Source organism: Salinicola sp. LHM (assembly GCF_034479735.1).
In the GTDB taxonomy this organism is placed as follows: domain Bacteria; phylum Pseudomonadota; class Gammaproteobacteria; order Pseudomonadales; family Halomonadaceae; genus Salinicola; species Salinicola salarius.
On sequence record NZ_CP140261.1, the window covers coordinates 538,779 to 558,176 of the forward strand.

The 19,398-nt window shown below is 60.8% G+C and carries 19 protein-coding genes and 1 tRNA gene; 5 read left to right on the forward strand and 15 right to left on the reverse strand.

Translation table 11 applies throughout. The annotated features are described in order from the left end of the window. Positions 1-24: 24 nt before the first annotated feature. Positions 25-798, forward strand: a complete 774-nt coding sequence (locus tag R5R73_RS02655) for a Ku protein (RefSeq protein WP_322528685.1) — start codon at positions 25-27, stop codon at positions 796-798. After that, the gene (locus tag R5R73_RS02660) at positions 791-2,023 is read left to right on the forward strand and encodes a Ku protein (protein ID WP_322528686.1); all 1,233 of its coding nucleotides are present in this window, start codon (positions 791-793) and stop codon (positions 2,021-2,023) included. The genes R5R73_RS02655 and R5R73_RS02660 overlap by 8 nt, the downstream gene beginning before the upstream one ends. Before the next feature lie 88 nt (positions 2,024-2,111). On the opposite strand, the gene R5R73_RS02665 is transcribed toward R5R73_RS02660, so the two are convergent. Further along, positions 2,112-2,459 (reverse strand): hypothetical protein, encoded by a 348-nt coding sequence (locus R5R73_RS02665; protein ID WP_322528687.1) that lies wholly within the window; start codon positions 2,457-2,459, stop codon positions 2,112-2,114. Between the two features lie 77 nt (positions 2,460-2,536). On the opposite strand from R5R73_RS02665, the gene R5R73_RS02670 reads away from it, so the two are divergent. Beyond that, positions 2,537-4,231, forward strand: coding sequence for a methyl-accepting chemotaxis protein (locus tag R5R73_RS02670; RefSeq protein ID WP_322528688.1), 1,695 nt, complete (start codon positions 2,537-2,539; stop codon positions 4,229-4,231). A gap of 268 nt (positions 4,232-4,499) precedes the next feature. Here R5R73_RS02670 and R5R73_RS02675 read toward each other — a convergent pair whose 3' ends face one another. Continuing rightward, positions 4,500-4,976 (reverse strand): hypothetical protein, encoded by a 477-nt coding sequence (locus R5R73_RS02675; protein WP_322528689.1) that lies wholly within the window; start codon positions 4,974-4,976, stop codon positions 4,500-4,502. A 293-nt stretch (positions 4,977-5,269) separates the two neighbouring features. Then, positions 5,270-5,515 (reverse strand): hypothetical protein, encoded by a 246-nt coding sequence (locus R5R73_RS02680; protein ID WP_071232671.1) that lies wholly within the window; start codon positions 5,513-5,515, stop codon positions 5,270-5,272. 660 nt (positions 5,516-6,175) lie between these two features. Here R5R73_RS02680 and R5R73_RS02685 point away from each other — a divergent pair. Together R5R73_RS02685 and R5R73_RS02690 are read left to right on the forward strand one after the other, a co-directional pair. After that, positions 6,176-7,282 carry an AI-2E family transporter gene (locus R5R73_RS02685; protein WP_322528690.1) on the forward strand — a complete coding sequence of 369 codons (1,107 nt, stop codon included), beginning with the start codon at positions 6,176-6,178 and terminating at the stop codon, positions 7,280-7,282. An 82-nt stretch (positions 7,283-7,364) separates the two neighbouring features. Further along, a tRNA-Thr gene (locus R5R73_RS02690) sits at positions 7,365-7,440 on the forward strand. A gap of 904 nt (positions 7,441-8,344) precedes the next feature. Here the strand turns inward: R5R73_RS02690 and R5R73_RS02695 are convergent. From R5R73_RS02695 to R5R73_RS02750, 12 genes are all read right to left on the reverse strand, one after another. Beyond that, complete coding sequence (locus tag R5R73_RS02695) at positions 8,345-11,284, reverse strand: DUF927 domain-containing protein (RefSeq protein ID WP_322528691.1); 2,940 nt, start codon at positions 11,282-11,284, stop codon at positions 8,345-8,347. Next, on the reverse strand, positions 11,281-11,577 hold the full coding sequence (locus R5R73_RS02700) for a hypothetical protein (protein WP_322528692.1): 297 nt from the start codon (positions 11,575-11,577) through the stop codon (positions 11,281-11,283). The genes R5R73_RS02695 and R5R73_RS02700 overlap by 4 nt, the downstream gene beginning before the upstream one ends. Continuing rightward, on the reverse strand, positions 11,574-11,879 hold the full coding sequence (locus R5R73_RS02705; RefSeq protein WP_322528693.1) for a hypothetical protein: 306 nt from the start codon (positions 11,877-11,879) through the stop codon (positions 11,574-11,576). The genes R5R73_RS02700 and R5R73_RS02705 overlap by 4 nt, the downstream gene beginning before the upstream one ends. Beyond that, positions 11,876-12,115, reverse strand: a complete 240-nt coding sequence (locus R5R73_RS02710; protein ID WP_322528694.1) for a hypothetical protein — start codon at positions 12,113-12,115, stop codon at positions 11,876-11,878. The genes R5R73_RS02705 and R5R73_RS02710 overlap by 4 nt, the downstream gene beginning before the upstream one ends. Positions 12,116-12,489: 374 nt before the next feature. Beyond that, the gene (locus R5R73_RS02715; RefSeq protein ID WP_322528695.1) at positions 12,490-13,215 is read right to left on the reverse strand and encodes a hypothetical protein; all 726 of its coding nucleotides are present in this window, start codon (positions 13,213-13,215) and stop codon (positions 12,490-12,492) included. Then, positions 13,212-13,694, reverse strand: a complete 483-nt coding sequence (locus tag R5R73_RS02720) for a hypothetical protein (protein ID WP_322528696.1) — start codon at positions 13,692-13,694, stop codon at positions 13,212-13,214. The genes R5R73_RS02715 and R5R73_RS02720 overlap by 4 nt, the downstream gene beginning before the upstream one ends. Further along, positions 13,691-14,002, reverse strand: coding sequence for a helix-turn-helix domain-containing protein (locus R5R73_RS02725; protein ID WP_322528697.1), 312 nt, complete (start codon positions 14,000-14,002; stop codon positions 13,691-13,693). Before R5R73_RS02725 ends, R5R73_RS02720 begins: the two co-directional genes overlap by 4 nt. 87 nt (positions 14,003-14,089) lie before the next feature. Beyond that, a complete protein-coding gene (locus R5R73_RS02730; protein WP_322528698.1) occupies positions 14,090-15,016 on the reverse strand; it encodes a hypothetical protein in 927 nt (308 codons plus the stop codon). After that, entirely contained in the window at positions 15,013-15,747 is a 735-nt protein-coding gene (locus R5R73_RS02735) for a hypothetical protein (RefSeq protein ID WP_322528699.1), read from the reverse strand. The genes R5R73_RS02730 and R5R73_RS02735 overlap by 4 nt, the downstream gene beginning before the upstream one ends. Beyond that, positions 15,737-16,060, reverse strand: a complete 324-nt coding sequence (locus tag R5R73_RS02740) for a hypothetical protein (protein WP_322528700.1) — start codon at positions 16,058-16,060, stop codon at positions 15,737-15,739. Before R5R73_RS02740 ends, R5R73_RS02735 begins: the two co-directional genes overlap by 11 nt. A 397-nt stretch (positions 16,061-16,457) precedes the next feature. Next, complete coding sequence (locus R5R73_RS02745) at positions 16,458-17,816, reverse strand: tyrosine-type recombinase/integrase (RefSeq protein WP_322528701.1); 1,359 nt, start codon at positions 17,814-17,816, stop codon at positions 16,458-16,460. Between the two features lie 554 nt (positions 17,817-18,370). Beyond that, on the reverse strand, positions 18,371-19,123 hold the full coding sequence (locus R5R73_RS02750; protein WP_322528702.1) for a retron Ec48 family effector membrane protein: 753 nt from the start codon (positions 19,121-19,123) through the stop codon (positions 18,371-18,373). Between the last annotated feature and the right edge of the window lie 275 nt (positions 19,124-19,398).

Consider the following 19,398-nt stretch of genomic DNA (forward strand, 5'->3'; position numbering starts at 1 on the left):
CGGAATGAGTGAGGAAACAGAACGATGAGCGCTCGCGCGGTCTGGAAAGGTGTCATCGGTTTCGGCGGAGAGCGGGTGCCGGTGAAGCTCTATACGGCGGTCAGCGACCGCAACGTCCATTTTCGGCTGCTCGACCGGCGTCGGCATCGCCCCGTGCATCAGGCGATGATCGAGCCGCAGAGCGGCAGGATGGTATCGCGGGACGACCGGCACAAGGCGGTCATCGACAAGCAGGATCGCATCCTGTTCGACGAGGAGGAGCTGGACGGGCTGGCGCCGGCGCCCTCGCGGGAGATCGAGGTGATGCACTTTCTCCCCGAGGGGATCATCGACAACCAGTGGTACCAGCGCCCCTATTTTCTCGGGCCGGATGGCGACGAAGACACGTTCGACGCCTTCGCCGCCGCACTTGCCGATAGCGGCCGGGAAGGGCTGGTTCACTGGGTGATGCGGCACAAGGCCTACGTCGGCGCGCTGCGCGACCACGACGGCCATCCGGTGTTGATCACCTTGCGTCATCTCGACGAGGTCGTCGATGCCGATGCGCTGGATCCGCCCGGCGGCGGCAAGCTGAACGACAGCGAAGTGAAGATGGCGACCGACCTGGTCGAGATGTATGCCGCCGATTTCGAGCCGGAAACCTATCAGGACGAATACCGCCAGCGGCTGGAGGCGCTGGTGGAGACCAAGCGCAGCGGCAAGCGAGTCAAGGTCAAGCGCCGCCGTCGGCAGGAGCCCACCGACGATATCGCCTCGTCACTCAAGGCCAGTCTGGCCCGGGAGCGCAAGCGTGCCTAAGTCGGAAACGTCGAAGTCGAAAACATCGAAGCCGAAAACATCGAAGTCGGACAAGCAGCACCACCACGACAGCGGCTTCCGTGGGCCGCGGCCGTTCTGGTCCGGCACCATCGCCTTCGGGCTGGTCAATCTCCCGGTCGGTCTCTATCCCGCCCAGCATGCCCGGGACGTCATACTGAAAGAGGTCGATGACAAAGGCAGGCCGCTGTCCCGGCGTTTCTTCAGCGAGACCGGGCGCAAGCCGCTCAAGTCGAGCGAGCTGGCGCGGGGCGTCGAGGTCGACGAGGACCGTTATGTGGTCGTCGAAGACCAGGAGATCGAGGATGCCACGCTCGAACATCGGCGCGAGATCGAACTGAGCCGCTTCGTCTCGCTGGATGAACTCGATCCGCTCTACTTCCGGCGCGCCTACTTCCTGGTGCCGGACTCTCGTTCGGGCAACGGCAGTGGGGCGCTCAAGCCCTATCGGCTGCTGGCCGCGGCGATGGAAAACGCCAACCGGGCGGGCATCGCCACGCTGGTGATGCGTGGGCGGGAGGTGCTGGTGGCGATTGTGGCCGAGAACGGCATCCTGCGGGCCGAAGCACTGCGCTTTCATGACGAATTGCGCACGCCGCAGAGCCTCGGCCTGGACGCGCCGGGCGAGCCGGATGCGACACGCCAGCGGCAGATGCAGCGCGCCATGGACAAGCTCGAGGCGAAGCGCTTCGATCCCGATGAACTGATCGACCCGCATATCGAGGCGCTCAAGAAGCGGGTCCGCCAGAAACGCCGTCGCCACGAGGATATCGTGCCGGTCGAATCCTCCCGCGCGGCGGCGGACGATGACGACGAGCAGGAGGGCGCCGAGGTCATCGATCTGATGCAGGTGCTCAAGCGCAGCCTCAAGCGCGGCCGGGTCGAGCCCTCACGCCAGCAGACGAATGAGCGCAAGGAGACGAGTGGCCGCAAGGAGAGCAGCGGGTGCAAGGGTAAGTCGCGGGACGAGGACTCGTCGACAAGCGAAGACAGGTCCCGGAAAACGAAGGGCCGGACCGAGAAGCCTCGCAAGTCACGAGGCGAGCAGGCGAAGCCATCCGGAAACCGCAACAAGAAACCGACGAAAGCCGAACTCTCCTCGCTCACCCGTGAAGCGCTCTACGAGCTGGCGCAGCAGCGCGACATCGCCGGGCGAAGCGGCATGAGCAAGGCGGAGTTGATCGACGCGATAGGCCGCCAGCGCTGAAGCGAGGCGGTGGCACTACCTGACGCAGCCTCCCATCCGGCGATTCGGATAGTCATCCAGCCATTCAATTACCCAGCCATTCGGATATTCAGCCATTCAGCTCTTCAGCCAGCGCGACTCGGCGAAGGCAGGGATATCGCCGAAGGCCGGTAATTATACGGCGCTCGGTTTTGTAGGATAAAAGTACCAGAAATTCCATACTTATCCTGGGCCGATAACGGTCATGGTGAATTGGGTGGTTAATCAATGAAAAAGAAAGTTTTCTTATTTTTAAGTTATTGTTTTTAAATGGATTTTTGGAAAATAAAAAGATGGGTTGATGTGGCTTAACCGGTGGGAGTCTCGGTGGCGAACCCTGCCTTAAAACACTAAATAAAATTAAGTTTATTTGTGCAGCGCCGATAGAGCGTCTCGCGGCATGAAACGAATTCTCCATGGAGAATCCTCGCCTGCCGAGACCAGTTTCACTTGCCCTGAGGCTTGAGCCAAGGGCATCTATCGGGGCTTTTTACCATGCTGCTACTGAATCGAAGCGTCAAACTCCGCCTGGCCGCGAGCCTGGGCGCCTGTGTCGTCATGCTGTTCATTATCGGAGTCGTCGGGCTGCTCTGTCTGAGCGACAACAATGCCGCTCTCGAACGGACCTATGAAGGGAACGTGATGACCCTGACGGACCTCAGCCGAATCGATCGAGCCCTGCTCAGCAATCGGGTCAAGATCACCGCGGAGCAGCGTGACCGAAACCCGGAGTCCGCCCGCGTGACGCAGCAGGAGGTCGCGGATAACGATGCCGTCATCGATGCCGCCTGGGAAGACTACTATCCGCAACGTCTCAGTGGCCCGCAGGAGCGGGAGATGGCGGACGCCTTCATCGCCGCGCTGACCCGCTTGCGGGCCACCATCGCCGAGCTCAACGCGGCGATGATCGGCAACGACTTCGATCGAGCCCGCGTCATCGCGACGACGACGCTGCGCCAGCAGTACCCCGAGGCACTGGACGCCATCCAGACGCTGATCGACCGCAACAGCGCGCAGGCGGCCGAGGCGTTCGAGAGCGCGGTTGTCGAATACGAATGGGGGCGCAATATCATCATCGGCACCATGCTCGGGTCGCTCGTGCTGAGCGTGGCGATGGCCCTGGGGCTGATCCGCGGCATCATGGCGCCGCTGGGCAAGGCGCAGGCACTCGCCAATGCCATGGCTCGCGGCAGGCTCGACAACGACATCGAGATCACCAGCAAGGATGAATTCGGCGTGATGCTGCGCTCGCTCCAGGCCATGGAGAGCCAGTTCTCCAGGATCGTCATGAGCGTGCGTGACAACGCCGAATCCGTCAGCAGCGCGGCGGACGAAATTGCCCAGGGCACCGACGATCTCAGCCGTCGCACCCAGGAGCAGGCGGCCAGCCTCGAGCAGACGGCGGCCTCGATGGACGAGATTACCTCGACCGTGCGCCTGAACGCGGAGAACGCCGCCGAAGCCGATAGGCTCGTGCATGATGTCAGCCACCGCGCCAATGTCGGGGGCGAGGTCGCCGGGCGGGCGATCAAGGCGATGGAAGGGATCAATACGTCGAGCCGCAAGATCGCCGGTATCGTCGGCTTGATCGACGAGATCGCCTTCCAGACCAATCTGCTGGCGCTGAATGCGGCGGTGGAAGCGGCGCGCGCCGGTGAGCAGGGCCGTGGCTTCGCCGTGGTGGCCAGCGAAGTGCGCAACCTTGCCGGGCGCAGCGCCGAGGCCGCCAGGGAGATCAAGCAACTGGTGGAAGAGAGTATCGGCCAGGTGGATGCCGGCAGCGAACTGGTGAACCGGGCGGGTCAGGCGCTGGAGGAAATCGTCGGGGGCGTCAAGCGTGTGACCGTTTTGGTCGGGGAGATCGCGGTAGCCAGTCGCGAGCAGTCGCAGGGTATCGAGCAGATCAATACCGCGGTTTCGCAGATGGACAGCGTGACCCAGCAGAACGCGAACCTGGTGGAAGAATCCAGCGCGGCGGGACGTTCGTTGCAGAGCCAGGCCGCGGCCCTGTTGAAGGAGGTGTCGTTCTTCAAGGGCGCCGCTGCTACCACTGTACGGATCGCCCCGGTGGCATCGGCATCATCGCCGGCCGTGGTCGATCGAGGCGCTAAACGACCGGTTACGCGGCAACGGTCGGCCTCCAGCGCACGTGATCGGGAAGACGCCGTCGAAGAGTGGAGCGCGTTCTGACGCCGTGCGAGTCGGTCAAGGCGCCGGACGCGCAAAAACGAGGTGTGATCGCAGCGACGAGTCGGGGTTTTATCCATACCGAGATAGGACTTTAGCAACAACGAATTAAAGGCTAAACCACGCTTTTGTCGTCACTTTATCGGGCAGGCAACAGGCTAGACTGTGCCCGGTTTCGATTCCTGCGAAACACACTTGGCCCCGACACTGTTCGGGGCCTTTTTTTGGAAGCCTGTTTTTGGAAGCCAGGCGGGAGGGGCAGCCGCGGGACTCATGCCCGGAGCCAGCCGTAGAGCAGCTTGTAGAAGGTTTCTTCGGTCAGCGGCTCATACTTGGATAGATCGCGCTTCTGACCGAACTGCAGGTCGGCGAAGTAGTACTCGCCCTCGGATTCGATGATCTCCTTGATGTCGTCCTCGTCCGAGGAGGCGAACAGGAGTATCCGGTTGCCATGGAGGTACTGCTCTTCCGGCTCGACATGCAGCTTGCAGCTGCCGAACGAAACGGTCTGCTCCTGAAGCGTTATCTGGAACGTCTCGTCGAATTTCTCGAGCGTATGCGCGGTATCATCATAATGAATCTTGACGCCGTCGATCTCCAACGCGGCTACCCATCCCTCGATACGGCTCTGCAGCGCGCGTAGCTGTTTCTTGCAGGTATCCAGTTGCTGCTCGAAATCCGCCAATCGCTGCTGACAGTGGCGGATTTCCTCGTTGATATGGTGCTTCAGCTGCGTGATGTCGACCATGGCGCCCCCTCACCTCAAGCTCATGCGGTTTCGATTCATGATAGTTCGCCAGAAACAAAAAACCGCCTGAATGCAGGCGGTTTTGAGAAACGGTGATGCAGATCAGGCTGCGACTGGGCGATCGATCGACCGCGTTCTCTGTATCGCGCTCAGCGCCTTCTCCAGATCCAATGTCTTGCACTTGAATGCACTGCAATTGGCGCAGCGCACGTTGGTGCCTTCCTGACTATTGATTGGCAGATAGAACTGCTCATGGCCGCAAATCGAACAGCTGAGGTCCAGCGTCACTCTGATCATGCCGTGGCCCTCAGGTAATGATCGTTGAGGGGGCGGCTCTCGCGTGCCATCTTGAGCGTCAGGCTGCGACACTGGTTGAGAATCTGCACTGAATAGTTGGGCGACTGGGAATCCGCCCAATGACCTACGGTGTCGAGAAACTCTCCGCATTCCGTACAGCTGATCTCATCCCACTCTTCATGAATCTCGAGGGGAACCGATTGAGCGTTACCGCAGCGGGTGCATGAAATGGCGTCTTTCACGATCAGCCCTCCTTGGCTTTAAGTTGGTTTCTGGCTCACCAGAAATTTGTGGCAATCCTTGCCGCATACTGCTGGGGCATCCTTGCCCGGTACTGACCGGCTCTCCTTGCCGGCTGACGAATTCATGCTGGCATAGCCCCCAGTGCTGTACAAGTGTTGTACGAATCGGAGATTTGGACAACCCTATCCCAGGTTAAGTATTAACGGATAAGTAGCTGAATTTATTGTATAAAATGATAATCATTATTTTGAAAAGTTTTGTAACTTTAATTTGCGTGCTGCAATTATGCCGTCTGTAGCCCTGACCGAAGGCCCTCTCGCCAAGGATGTCGACCGCTGTTAACTTTCTGTCATCTACCGGCCTCATACTGCAGGTGCGATGCCAGGAAGGCGTCGTCACGACAGGGACGCGCAGAGCGGGAAGCTCGGTTCAGCATCAGGGACGACGCGTCGGACCAGCGCTCAGCCGTGAGGCTTGGCGCTTTTTTATGTCTCGGGCGGCGCTTTCCGCTGGCTCGAGTTCACCGAGCGGAACTCCGCTTTCGCTCGATCGTCTCGCTGCGAGTGCCGGGAAAGAGGCGATTGTCACATTATCTACTGAACGTCCGTGCGTCAGGGCCGCTATGCTTAGTGCACATCTCCTTTCGAGTCGGAATCTTCATGAGTTCTCTGAGCCAGCACAAGGCGTTCATCTTATTGCTGACGCTAGTGTCCATCGCCTTCGTTTGGTTGCTGTTGCCGTTCTACGGTGCCGTGCTCTGGGCGGTGATACTGGCGATCCTGTTCCAGCCCATGCATCGGCGGCTGGAGGCCCGGCTGAAAGGGCACCGCAACGTGGCAGCGCTGGTCAGCGTGATGGCCTGCGTGTTCATCGTCATCATCCCGATGTCACTGATCTTCGGGGCTCTGGTGCGGGAGGGCGCCAGCGTCTACCAGCGCGTAGGCAGCGGCGATATCGACTTCAATGACTACATCCAGCAGTTCCAGAGTTCGCTGCCGGCTTCGGCGCAGACCTGGCTGGGCGACGCCGGCTTCGGCAGCCTTTCCGATATCAGCAATCGTCTGGCATCCGCCCTGGAACAGGGCAGCCAGCTGATCGCCACCCACATGCTGAGCATCGGTCAGAACACGCTCCAGTTTCTGGTCAGCGCCGGGATCATGCTCTACCTGCTGTTCTTCCTGTTCCGGGATGGCCGATCCCTGGGACAGCAAATCCGCATCACGATCCCGCTGAGCGACGAATACACCTACCAGCTCATCGACAAGTTCACCGCCGTGGTGCGATCCACCGTCAAGGGCAATGTGATCATCGCCATGGTGCAGGGCGCGATCGGCGGCGTCGCCTTCTGGGCGCTGGGGATCGAAGCCGCGCTGCTGTGGGGCGTGATGATGGCGTTCCTGTCGCTGCTGCCGGCGATCGGCTCCGCGATCGTCTGGGTGCCGGTGGCGGCCTACCTTCTGATCACCGGAGCCTACGTCAAAGGGGCGATACTGATCTTCGTCGGCGTGGTGGTGATCGGGCTCGTCGATAACTTCCTGCGTCCGCCGCTGGTCGGCAAGGAGACCAAACTGCCCGATTACGTGGTGCTGATCTCGACGGTAGGCGGAATGACACTGATGGGCATCAACGGCTTCGTGCTCGGTCCGCTGATCGCCGCGCTGTTCATCGTCGTCTGGTCGCTGTATCGCCAGGAGCAGGCGGAAGCGGAATTGTCGCCAGACGTGGCGGCGTCGGAAGAGATTACCTCGGAGAACCGGGAGCGCTGACCCGGCAGATGCTGGGCGCAGCCAGGCGTGTGGTTTCCCAGTTGTCCGCCGCGAATTTGATGATTATGATAGGCGCCGCCTGGCCGGTATAGCTCAGCTGGCAGAGCAACGCATTCGTAATGCGTAGGTCGGTGGTTCGAGTCCACTTACCGGCACCAGGCGAAAACCATTGAAGTATCATAAGGTTACGAAGATTTATGGCCGCCAAGATAGGGCGGTTTTTTTGTGCCTGAATTCCTTGGGAATATGCCGGGTATAGGATTGGCGCGATTCGGTCCCCGTATCAGACCACCAAGTAAGGAAGCCCAAGGCGGATTCCAGCTTCAGCGAAAATGGGGTTCTGCGTACCCGTATTCCGCTGATATCCCCGAAAGGACCCAACCGGCATGGCCTGAATCAAGACACCCCCTCCCATTTTTCCCGTTTTTACACGCGAAGATGGGCAGGCGGTCTACAGGCAAGCAAGCTCCAGACTTTTGACTCCCCCTACCTACACGGGGGCGGCTGGATACCTATATACCTATTACCCTTCGAGAGCTTCACGGCGGCTGCACCCCCGGTGCCGATGCGTCGGGGCTGGCGGTATTTTGCCGCTGATCGGGTGCCCGCCTTTCGGGCAAGGGGCATGGCAATATCGGGTCGTGTCGTTATCGTTGTGTCCATTGTGTCTTTGTGTCTTGAGTGGGTATATCCCTTTGTTTATAAAGGGATATGTTGTCAGTACACAAAATGAAAGACAGCGGGACACGAAAGCGCCGGACACCTTTTGTGTCTTGGAAGTCGGCATGATCGTCTGGCCGCTACCGATGGCCGCGATGGGCTGACACGACACGAAATGCCGGAGGGCGGCTTTTCGCTCATGGGCAGAGTATCGGCAAGCATGGGTATCCCCGGTGCGGGGTAGGCTGCGGGCAGCGGCAGGAGCCACCAGGTCAGCGGGCCGCATGGCCGGGGCTTTGTTGGGTCGGGTGCTGGCGGCAGGCTGGGGCGGTCGAGGTTCAGCAGGTAGCCGGGGCTATCGAGATGCCGCCAGCGCGATGGCTGGCGGGGGCGTGGCGTGGGTTAGGCTACCTGTTCCTGTTCGTCATTGGCGGCGCGGCGGGCTCGATAAAGGTCTACGTCCGTGAAGGTGTAGAAGCGTGTGGCACCACCCACCTTGAGGCCGGGAACCTTGATGGATGTCTTGCCTTCGTGGTCGAGCTGCAAGACGCCATGCTCTTTCAGCACTTTGTTGGCTTGGCGGGCGGAGGGCATGCCGGGCCGTCCCCATACATCCTTCCCCCACGTCGCGGGCGGAATGAAGTAGGTGGTCACGGCGATGAAGTCATTTGCCGTACTTGGATCTTCGGTGCGCCTCCAGCCCAGCCGGTTGGGCGTTCGGGGCGCGTGGGCGTCCGTCTGGTAGTTGACGCCAAGCCGGGTGAAGCGGGCATCACCGTGGGTTTCGACCAGGTGGCACAAGGCATCGAGCACCTTGGTTCCTTCCTGATCGCCAGCGCCGCCACGTTCCGCCAGCCAGGCGGCAAAGCACGTCTTGGCCGCTCCCCATGCCGTGTAGCGCTCCCATCCCGTTACCCCCCAATCCGTCGCCAGCTCGCCGGCCAGTGCCGCCAGGGCGAAGCGGGAGGCCGCACGGTGCGCTTGCCCGCTGGCCTTGTCGGGTAGCGTCTCCTGCTCGAAGCGGGCCAGCGTGGGCGCGTAGGTCCGCACCACATGGGCCAGGTTATCCGGTTGGGTCAGGCTATCGAGCCATGCCACCAGTGGCGTGCCGTAATACTTCGCCACGCTGGCCTTGAGAGCGTCCGATAGCTTATCGGGGCCGGCCAGACCGTGCAGCTCTTGGAATAGCCCCATGCCAGCACCAGCGTCGGCAGGCACCCCCAGCATCCGCATATCCATGCCGGTGCGGTGCATCTGGTTGGCTTCGTCCATGTGCTGTTCAAGGGTCTTCTCCCCGGTCGATAGGAACAGCAGCCGCCAGTGACGAACCGGCTTGCCGTTGCCACGGTCATTGGCGCGGGCCTTGCCGGTCCCGTTGCCGAGCATGTAGACCGTTTCGCCAATGATACGGGGGCTGCACATGCCGATCTCATCCAGCGCCAGCAGGCCATCGGAGTGGGCGGCGGCGATGGATTCCAGCGCGTTGTCGGTGGACCGCCAGCTTCTCACCAGCTTGGGCGCTCCATAGACGGATACCGCCGCTTGAAGGTGTGTGGTCTTGCCCCCGGAGCTATCGCCATAGAGGTGGAAGCCTCCCGACTCCAGCCCCAGCACACGCAGCAAGGGGCCAGCCAGGGCCGCGCAGACACACAACACCAGCCGGTCATTGCCGGGGCAGAGGGCACCAATATGCTGTTGCCAATCCGCCAGCGTGCCAGCGGTCTCTATGGCGGGTAGCTCTGCCCCGTGGTTGACGAACTCCAGCGCTTCACCACTCTGCCCAATCGAGCCGGAGGGCAGCAGGTAGGCTTCACCATGCCAGCCCAGCCGATCCACCAGCCGTGCCCGTTCCGATCCGGCAAAGCCTTGCAGGTAGCTGATAAGGTCATTCTTGCCGAGCCGGGCCGGGCGCTTGGGGTCGAGCTTCAAGCCCATGGAAAGGAGCGGCGAGATGGCATCCTTGGCACCCTCGCTAATCAAGGCTTCGGCGGGGATGTTCCAGCGCTTGGCGATGCCGTCCGGGTCGGTGAACTCGACCAATAGCCCCCAGTTGTGGCCGCGCTCGTCACGGGTTTGCGCGATGATGTTGAGCCGGTCGCAGACGCGCCGGGGCTCGCCGTCTTCCGGGATGGCGTAGACGCCTTGATCCCGGACTTCGAAGCCCGGCGTATGCTGCGCAGCGGCCCGGCGTTTGCCCTTCTGGTTACTGCTCTTCGTCTTGCCTTTGCCCTTGGCTGGCGCTGGCGGATCGCGGAACAGCACACCTTGGCTTGCCAGGGCGGTCAGGTGCAGAGGGGACCAGGCGCGGCCCAGCAGGTCGGCAGCGTCGTCATGTTCCTGCCACTCCCCACCTTCCTTGAAGGCCGCTTGCTCGCCGTCCCAATCCGCCAGCCGGTCGAAGTGATCCAGCCGCATGAGGCGCACCGATGCTACGCCTACCGATTGCAGGCGGGTCGCCAGTGCCTCCATGCACTCGATACCGGCCTGATCGTTGTCGGGCCATAGCACCACGTTGCGCCCGGCCAGCGGCGTCCAGTCCGCCTTGCTGGCGGATTGGGCACCGTTGGGCCAGCAGGTGGCGACGTACTCGGGCATCAGATCGGCGGCAGCATCGGCGCTTTTCTCGCCTTCACAGACCACCACGGGGGCGCCGGGATTAGCCGCCAGCCGGTCGAGGTTCAGCAGCGGGCGCGGATCGGGCAGCCCCTTGCGTTGCCATTTGCCTTCCCCGGTGGCGGTACGCCGCCACCAGGTCAGCGGGGAAAAGACCTTGCTGGGCTTCGTCTGGCCGAGGGCCGGTGGCAGGTGGTGGCGGTCGACGATCATCAGTAGGTGCCCGGCGCTATCGAGATACCGCCAGCGCTTCCACGGCTCGCCATGCTTCGGGTGAGCACTGGGAATGCTTGCCAAGGCCGCTTGCGGGACCGGGACTACCGGCTCCCACTCTGGCGGTTCCGGTTGGCTGGCGGGCTTGGCTGGCGGTCTAGCGGCTGGGGGACTGGCGGCGTGGCCGCCAGCATGGTCGGGAGGCTCGATACCCAGGAAGCTCTCCATGCGTTGCAAGGCGGCGTACTGCTCGCAATGCTCGACGTAGGCCACCAGGGCCACCAGGTCGCCACCCTTGTCGCCGGTGGCGAAGTCATACCACCCACCATGGTCCAGGTTTACCGAAAACGAACCGGCATGGCTGTCATCCCGCGTCGGGTTCTTCACCACGTATTCACGCTTTTGCGTCTGGCCGCCGGGCAGCCATTGGGCCAATATCCGGTCCATCTCGCCCAGGGCGGCACGCTTGCACGTATCGAAGCGCTGGGTCAGGTCGGCTTGGGTTCGCTGGCTCATGGCATGCTCCCGGCTGGGTTACGGGGCTGCCCGGCGCTGGCGAGTCCTACCCCCACCCTTTGCTCCTTGCCCAGTTGCTCCATATCGTCCGACAGTTCAATGATGCGGCGGCTTAGCTCGATGATGGCCGACATCAGGTTGTGGTAACTGCCGACGGCGAGAAAGGGCGTACCGTCTTCGGTGTCCACGCGAAGCACGTCTTCCTGCACCAGCTTCGAGATGCTTTCGATGGCGTGGGCGGACTCGCGGAGGTGGTGGCCCGCTCTGCCCATGGCCGTTGTGTGCTGGATCATGATGGCTCTCCCCCGATGTCCATATCCCATCCCCCGCGTTCCAGGTTGCTGGCAACGGTGTCGATGATGGCGATGGCCGATTCCAGCGCGTGGTGCATCAGGTAGGCGTTGTCGCTGCGGATCGACTCCACTTCGGCAATGGCCTTCTTGAGTGTCGGTTGCAGCGTGCTAAGCATCACGGCGGCTTCCCGCAAGGCATCGACACGCGGCACCTTGGCATTGGCGGCGAACAGGAACGGGCCAGTGCCGGGGCTGGTGAGCGAATGGAAGGTGCCGTCTGGCTGGGTATCGAAGTGGCTCATTGGGCAGCCTCCCGCACGGTGAAGAGTGTCCGGGTATGGGCCGGGGCGGCATCCGCTGGCTGGCGGGATTCCGCCAGCAAAGCGTCCAGCATGCGAGCCTTCGCCATGTGGGCGTTGTACCGGTGCAGGCGCACGGCGGTGCTGGAATCGCTGAACAGCGCGGCACGTGCCATGGCGCGGTGAGCGCGGGCACGGGAACGGATGAAGCGGGCAGGGAATAGACGGACTGATGCCATGGGTGAAGCTCCTTGGATATTGGAGTCACCACCGTCCTTTCCACGGGATTGGGTGGCGACTGTACGCGGGGTGGAAAACCGGCATCCAAGGGAACCGGCACGCCCGAAAGCGTCCCACGCACAGCCGCCATAACTGACGGGCGCTAAAAAAGCGCCGTCGTCATTGGGGGCGCTTGTGCGCCTTGGATAAGTCGGGTTTCCACGCCCGGCCGCTGAATTGGCAGCGGCATAGGTACGATAGCCGTTCACGCGGGCAGCGGCAAGCGCTGGGGCTTGCCACGCCGTGCCGGGCATCATAGGCTTGCTCGAGTACATTGAATGACTCCTTACCCCGGTGTTTCTGCACTGGGGTTTTTATTGGGCGCGTGCCAGGGTCAGGCGGAGTGGTTCCACGGGGCGGATGCCTCCATGTCTTCGATCGGGGCGCGTGGCTCATGACCGGAGCTGTTGGCGGCAAGCGCTGGCGAATTCGCCGGGAACGGGAATAGGTCGCTAGCCCGATCGGTCATGGCCGGTGAGGGATGATCGTCCGCCAGCCAGGCCCGCAAGGCTTCACGCTCTTCGTACAGTGCCCGCCAGTATTCCGGGCACTCGGGGCCGGTCGGTGGCTCGCCGTTGCCACTCTCCTTGGGCGACGGCCCATCCTGCAAGAAGCGTGTCTCTTCGAGGCTGGGCGCCAGGTAGTAGGTCACGAAGCTGGAAAACGTGCCCTCCATGGCCTTCTTGCGATCGGGCGGGCAGTACGCGAAGCGCCCGGCACCCATCCGGGTGAGCCTGAGTGCGAAGCGGCCATGCCCACGCAGGTGCCTGAGCTGGCGGGCGTAGGCGCCCGCCATCATCTTTTCAAAGGCGGGACGGTTGGCGGGGGGAATCACGACCGGCAGCACCAGCCCTTCCGGGTTGCTGAATTGCGCCAGCCCCAAGCCGGGATAGAGGCTCACGGCGTAGATGGCTGAATGCCGGCAAGGGTAGTGGGGGCCAGGCTGGTCGGGTGCCACGATGCGAAAGCCCAGGCCGTAAGGATCGTGCATCATCTCCCCGAGGCCACGAAGCGGGTTGCCGCCAGGGTAGGGCGGCTGGTAGCGCGGGCAGTGTTTCATGCGGTTGCCCTCCCATGCTGGCGGTTCAGCGGCTCTCCCGCCAGCCATGGGCGGATGGCATCGAGCCGGCGGCATGTTTCCTCCCACTGCTCGCGGGTCTCCCCACAATCCAGCCGTGGCCCGGCTTGCTGCATGAATTGGACGCCGGCGGGGTCAGGGCCAAAGTAGTAGGTCACGAACTCTTCTAACTGACCGATGGCCGCCAGCTCTTCGACGTAATCGCCGCGTAGGGCGAAGCGCCCGTGGCCGTGCAGCTCGCCAAACGCTTCGCTGGTGGCGTAGGGCAAGCAGGCGGTAAATGCCTCCACCTTGGCGGGATCGAGCACCAGCGGCAGCACCAGCCCTTCCGGGTTGCTGAATTGCGCGATCTTCAGGCCCGGATGCCAGCTCACGGCGCGGATGGTCCGATGCTGGCACCAAGAATTACCGAGACCGTGAAGCACGCAGCCGAGGGCGTAGGGATCGAGGACGCCGTTCATGACTGCCCCCCTTCACCTTGGCCGGTGTGTTCCTGCATCCGGGAGGCCAGCCACTCGTCCAGGTCGCGCAGCCGGTAGCGAACCCGGTTGCCCACCTTGCAATACCGGAGCGGATAGCGCCCATTGCTACGCCAGGTCTCCAGCGTCTTCTTTGCCATACCGAGATAAGCGGCGGCCTCCCCGGTCGTCAGCAGTGTGCTGGGGTCCATGCCGCTGGGGGCGAAAGGCTCGCGATTGCACGGGAGCAGGCTGGCGGGCGGCGGGTTGGTCGGGTATTGGGCATTGTTGGTTTGGTGTTCGTGCTGCATGGCATCTGTCCTGTTTATCGTCAGCACCCCTTGCGCTGACGGACGGGACAAGACTCATGGCTACGAACGAAGAGGGGGAGAGCGTAGCTAAGCTGACACCCCTTTTCGTGGGGGCTTCCTTGCTTTGGCGAGAAGGGCCGGGCGCCAGCCATCAAGGGACTTGGGCAGGTGTCGCCAATCGGTATAGCCAAGCTCGTGGCACCACACCTTGAGCCAGCCTTGTAGCGTTTCCCACTTGGGGATGTCCCCCGAAGGAAAACGTCGCTCCAGCTTTGCCTTGATGGCTTCGATGGCGGCAGCTTGGGTAAGTCGCTTATCCGAGTCGTCATAGCAAATGCCGGGGAGCTGGCCGTGGGCGTACCGTCGGATTGGCTCAAGGCTCTTATGTTTGCGGTTGCCACCATGGCGAGCGATACGGGTGCGATCCTTGCGTACGGCGTCAGATTGTCGGGCGGTCGACAGGGATAGGGCGACACGGTGGGCGGGGCTGTCTGTCTCCATGGGTAAGCCCAAGGCTTCCCGTATCAGGTTGATACGCTCGCCAATGCGTAGGATGTCGCTGTCAGCCTCCTCGTGGTGGGTATCCCACTCCACCAGCATCTTGAGGCTGCGGGCGCACACGGCCAGGGCCAATGCGGCCCGTTTGCCAGCAGCGTCGAGCGCCTTGACTTGATTGCACTCCCAAGCGGAAAGGGTCATGTCGATTCCATACACCATGCCCGAATCGTCGCCACCAAGCCTTGCCCGCCGCTCGCGGTGTTGCAGGAAGGTGCCTATACCGAACACCAGCGGGCGCAGCTCATCGAAGTATCCCAGCGGGGGCACGCCAAGCCGTTCAAGCTCGTGGCGGGAGCTGGCCGCCAGCTCAAGCACTTCATCGAACAGGGGGGCCAGCAGCGGCCAGCCAGGCAGCGCGGTGAATTCGTCGCGCAGCTCGTCAAGATCATCGGTGGAAGGCTCGAACGGAATGCCTCCAAGGAGCAAGGGCGGGCGGTCTGGCAGGGTATCTGTCATTTGGAGGCGCCTCCCGCTTCACCAGGTAGATGGTCCGGCCAGCCATCAAGGGTCTTGGGCATGTGCCGCCAGTCGTCATAGCCAAGCTCGTGGCACCACACCTTGAGCCAGCCTTGTAGCGTTTCCCACTTGGGGATGTCCCCCGAAGGAAAACGTCGCTCCAGCTTTGCCTTGAGGGCGTCGACGGTGATTTTTTGGAGAAGTCGCTCACCCTTGCCATCGTCGGCATAGCAGATGTCGGGAAGCAGGCCGTGGGCGTACTGTCGGATTGGCGCAAGGTTCTTATGGCGGTTTTTGCCAGCATGGCGAGCGACACGGGTGCGGTCTTCCTCGATGGCCTTGCGGGCGTCCCGTGCCACGTGGATGCCGTCGCCCACCAGGTAGGCGAGCCGGTAGCACAGCCGCCATATATCGGCTTCGGTTAGCGGGCCGTCCATGGACTTGATGGCTATGCCCGCCACGTCTTCCAGTGCTTCGCGGGTATCGCTTCCGGGGCGCCGTCCAGCGATCTCAAGCCGTAGCGCGGCTATCTTGCCAAGCGTCAATCCAGGCTCTCTCCCTAGCCATTCGGGTTTGAGCAAGTCATGACGTGGAATATCGGTGAGGCTTTCAAAGTCCCGGTTGCGCTCTTCAAGCAGATAGCGGACATGTTCGATTTCATCCATCTGCACTTCAACGCTGCCGCCGGGGAAGGCAAGCCCCGCGTCACGGCTATCACGCTCACTCTTCACGCTGGGCGATCTCATGGGCGCGTTGCATTCGGCTGGCGGCATCCGGTCGCTGGCGGACGGGAACCGCCTGATACCCTTCCGCCTCGACCTTGAAGCGCACGATGCCAAGGCGCTTGAGGTAGGCCGCCAGCGTCTCGAACCGGGCGAAGTGGCGCACGTTGCCACGCTTGGAGACAAGCCGGCACCGGGTGTTGCTCATGTCCATTTCGACGCACCAGCCGCCAGGGCGGCCGATCGCGATGGTGTCTACCGTATCGCCTGCCGTCACCAGCCGGGCCAGCCCACGCTCGTCAATATCAAGGATGATGCCCATGGTGCGTTCCCCGAGTAATCGTTACTCGTAAACACTACCCCAATACATGGCTTTCCCCCAGCCCTGATTGAGCCACCAAGCAGGCGGGGCAGTGCGCGGGGCTTCGATGCAGGCCGATGGGGCGTCGGGCAGTGCCGGCCCGGCGGGCTTGTGTCTGCCTTGAATGGGCCGGGCGGTATCCGAGAACCGGGCTTCAGGCGGGTTGGCGCGGGGCCGGGAAAGGGGCTGGCGGATCGGCTGAAAGCGAGACACAAAAGGTGTTCGGGCGCTTCGTGTTCCGCTGCTTTTCATTTTGTGTCTTGTGGAATTTATTGTTTAAAATCAAATTGATATGAGCGTTAAGGACACAAAAACACAATGGACACGACGAAAACGCACGGCCCCGGAAAACGCACCGTTAGCCGATGGTCTTCCGCTCGAAGGGAAGCACCTTGCCGGACTCGATGACGCCGCCAGCCGATAGCAGATTATCGACCGCTCGGGTCACGCTATCGCGCACAGGGTCGATGTCGAGCCGGGCATAGATCGCCGTTGCCTGCACGCTCTTATGGTTGAGTGACTTGCCGATGATCGCGAGCGATGCCCCGTGCCGCGCTTGCCAGCTCCCGAGGGTCCGGCGTAGGTCGTGGATGCGCAGACCGGTCAAGGCGAAGCTGGCGGGCTCCAGGCCGTGCCGATCCAGCATGGCGGCATAGTGCTTCACTGCTTGCCGGGGCTGGGAGAGTGAAAAGCCCACGGCGTGTTCCACATCGCCTTCGCTCCATCCTTCGGCGTCCGCCAGCGCCCGGACGATACCGAGTGCTTGAGCCCTTGCCAGAATCCGCTCCCAGCCCTTGCGGGGTTCGGCGTAGTGTCCGGTCTTGCCCTCGCCGGGGAAGACCCAGGGGCCGGATGCCTTGCCTTGGCGATCCGTCAGCACGCTGACCAGTTGGCTGGCAAGCGTGACAAGCTGGGGCTCCCCATTCTTCGTGTCGGGGATTCGCCACACGCCTTCCGCCAAGTCGAGCTGATCCCATCGCATCGCCAGCACATTGGAGCGCCGCGCCCCGGTCAGCAGGCAGGCAAGGAAGAAGTCCCGCACCGTGTCCGATGGTTCAGCGGCCAGCGCCTGAAAGAAGCGTGGCAGCTCATGGTGCTGAAGGAAGCGGTCACGCTGCTTGACCTTGTTCTTCTTGATCCCGGCGGCGGGGTTGGCACCATCCCATAACCCGGCATTGATCGCCCAATTGAACATGACCGAACACAGCGCCAGCACCTTGTTGGCGTGGGCCGGTGCCCCCCGGCTGACCGAGGTATGCAGTTGGGCGAAGTCCTTACGGGCCAGGCTGGAAAGCTTCCGCTTGCCGAGTGTCGGTGCCAGGTGGCGGTCGTAATTGCGCTGGTCTTCCCGCCACGTCTTCTTCTTCGGCTTCGAGTGCAGGCGCATGAACTCGACGAACAGCCCGCCGAAGGTCAATTCTCCCCGAAGCTGGCGGCGCACTTCCGCCGGGTTGTGGCCGCCAGCAATCGCGCTACTGACTTCCAGCGCTTGGCGGCGGGCCTGCTCGATGGTCATGGCCGGGTAGCGCCCCAGCGTCACGCGCTCGGGGCGTGAATCGGCACGTACCCACCTTTGGCAAGTGAAGGTCTTTGTTCCCTTGGGCGTCACACGCAGCTCCAGGCCGGGCGTCTTGGCATCCGTGTAGGTGGCCCGCTTTCCTTCGGCTGGCAGGGGCAAGGCGTCGAGTGTCTTCTTGGTGAAGGTGATACGTGGCATTGGGCCTCCAAGGGCTGGCGGCAGGGCGGCGGGAGTGCGTGTGTCCGGCTGGGTATAGTTTGGGAATATGCCGGGTATATGGGAGGGAGTAAAGCGCAGGGGGTTGGAAAGAACTGGATGGAATAAGCGGAATTCGTAATACCTTGATTTGTAGTGGTTTGTCGTATCCGATAGAAGGTGGGGGAAGGCGAGAAAAAGGCGGGAACGTGAATTCGTAATGCGTAGGTCGGTGGTTCGAGTCCACTTACCGGCACCAGGCATATTTATCTTATTTATCAGTCACTTGAAGCGATTCAAAGCCGCCCAGTCGAGGCGGTTTTGTTGTTTGGCTGTGGCCCGCCCCTGGCTCGCTGCGACCTGAGCCGCGCGATCAGCACCCCGCCCCGCATGCTAAATAGGTCGAAATTACGTACGTTTGCAGTTGGGCGGAAGCCGCGCTAGCACTGGGCGCGCTGGGGGTTGGAGGGTGCGATTTTTTACGCGAATTTGCGTAGTACATGAGGAGGCAGAGCTTTTTTATACTACGAATTTTGTTGCCCATCGTAGCCCGATTCTTACCTGTATCTTCGTAAAGATAACAAATGGTCATATTGGGTGATTTTACAAAAGGAAACATTGATTGTATTAATTAGCTCAAGCGTTTGAGATTCTACTTCGTAAAATTTCAACCTTGGCAGCCTGTTTAGTTGGATGCCGAATTCCTTAAAACAATCGATCATCCTGGTTTGATGTCGCCGATAGTCAAAATCAGTCATGCTGGGGCCATGGAACTCTTCGTTTGACAGCTCGATTAATTCCTCGATCCTCTTAAGGTTTTGCATATATCTTTCTGATGTCTTCAGACTTCCTTCTTGAGAATCCTTGTATGCCAAGTTGTACCACTCCATAAAATTTATAGAGTTTAAGTTTAGGTTGTCCTTTTTTGAAGCTTCTTTTTCTGAAAAATTCAGGAAAAGATTCATATGCGAAAGATGGATGTTACTATTTGTCGTCACCTTATTGTTCACGTAATTTTTACATGCTACGCCAAAACTTCCAAATGCAAATATGCCAAGTGCGATTGTTCCGGTGGTTTTAAAGATAATCAGTGAGGAGCTTATGCTTCTATAAAAATTATCGAAACACTCATTAGATAAACAAATTTCTTTGCTGTACGTTTCGCCAGCCAAAAATGTTATTATTAATACTGCTGTTCCTGCTATTAGTCCGAATAAAGCAACTCCTAAGCACGTAGCGTTAATTAGATAAAAATCTTGACTAGGATTAAGCCAGCCCTGTAATATAGTTTTAATTTTATTTGTACGCATTGTGATGATACTCTGGCTTAATAGCTTTTAATTTAAGCCTGAGAATACCGGCTATGTTAGGGAAGTTTCGCTGTATGATGTTCAGTTTCGCGTTTGCAGTGTTGTATCTGTCATAGTACCAGCGGGTGTTCTTGTGTGTGGCGTGATAGCACTCAAGTTTCCGCAATGTACTGCGGACTCTTCTTACATCTTGTCTTCTTGCTAAAGGCTTTATCGCCGTGAGACGATCCACTAGTTTATAATGTTGACTATGTCCGACTCGTGCTAATTTGTTA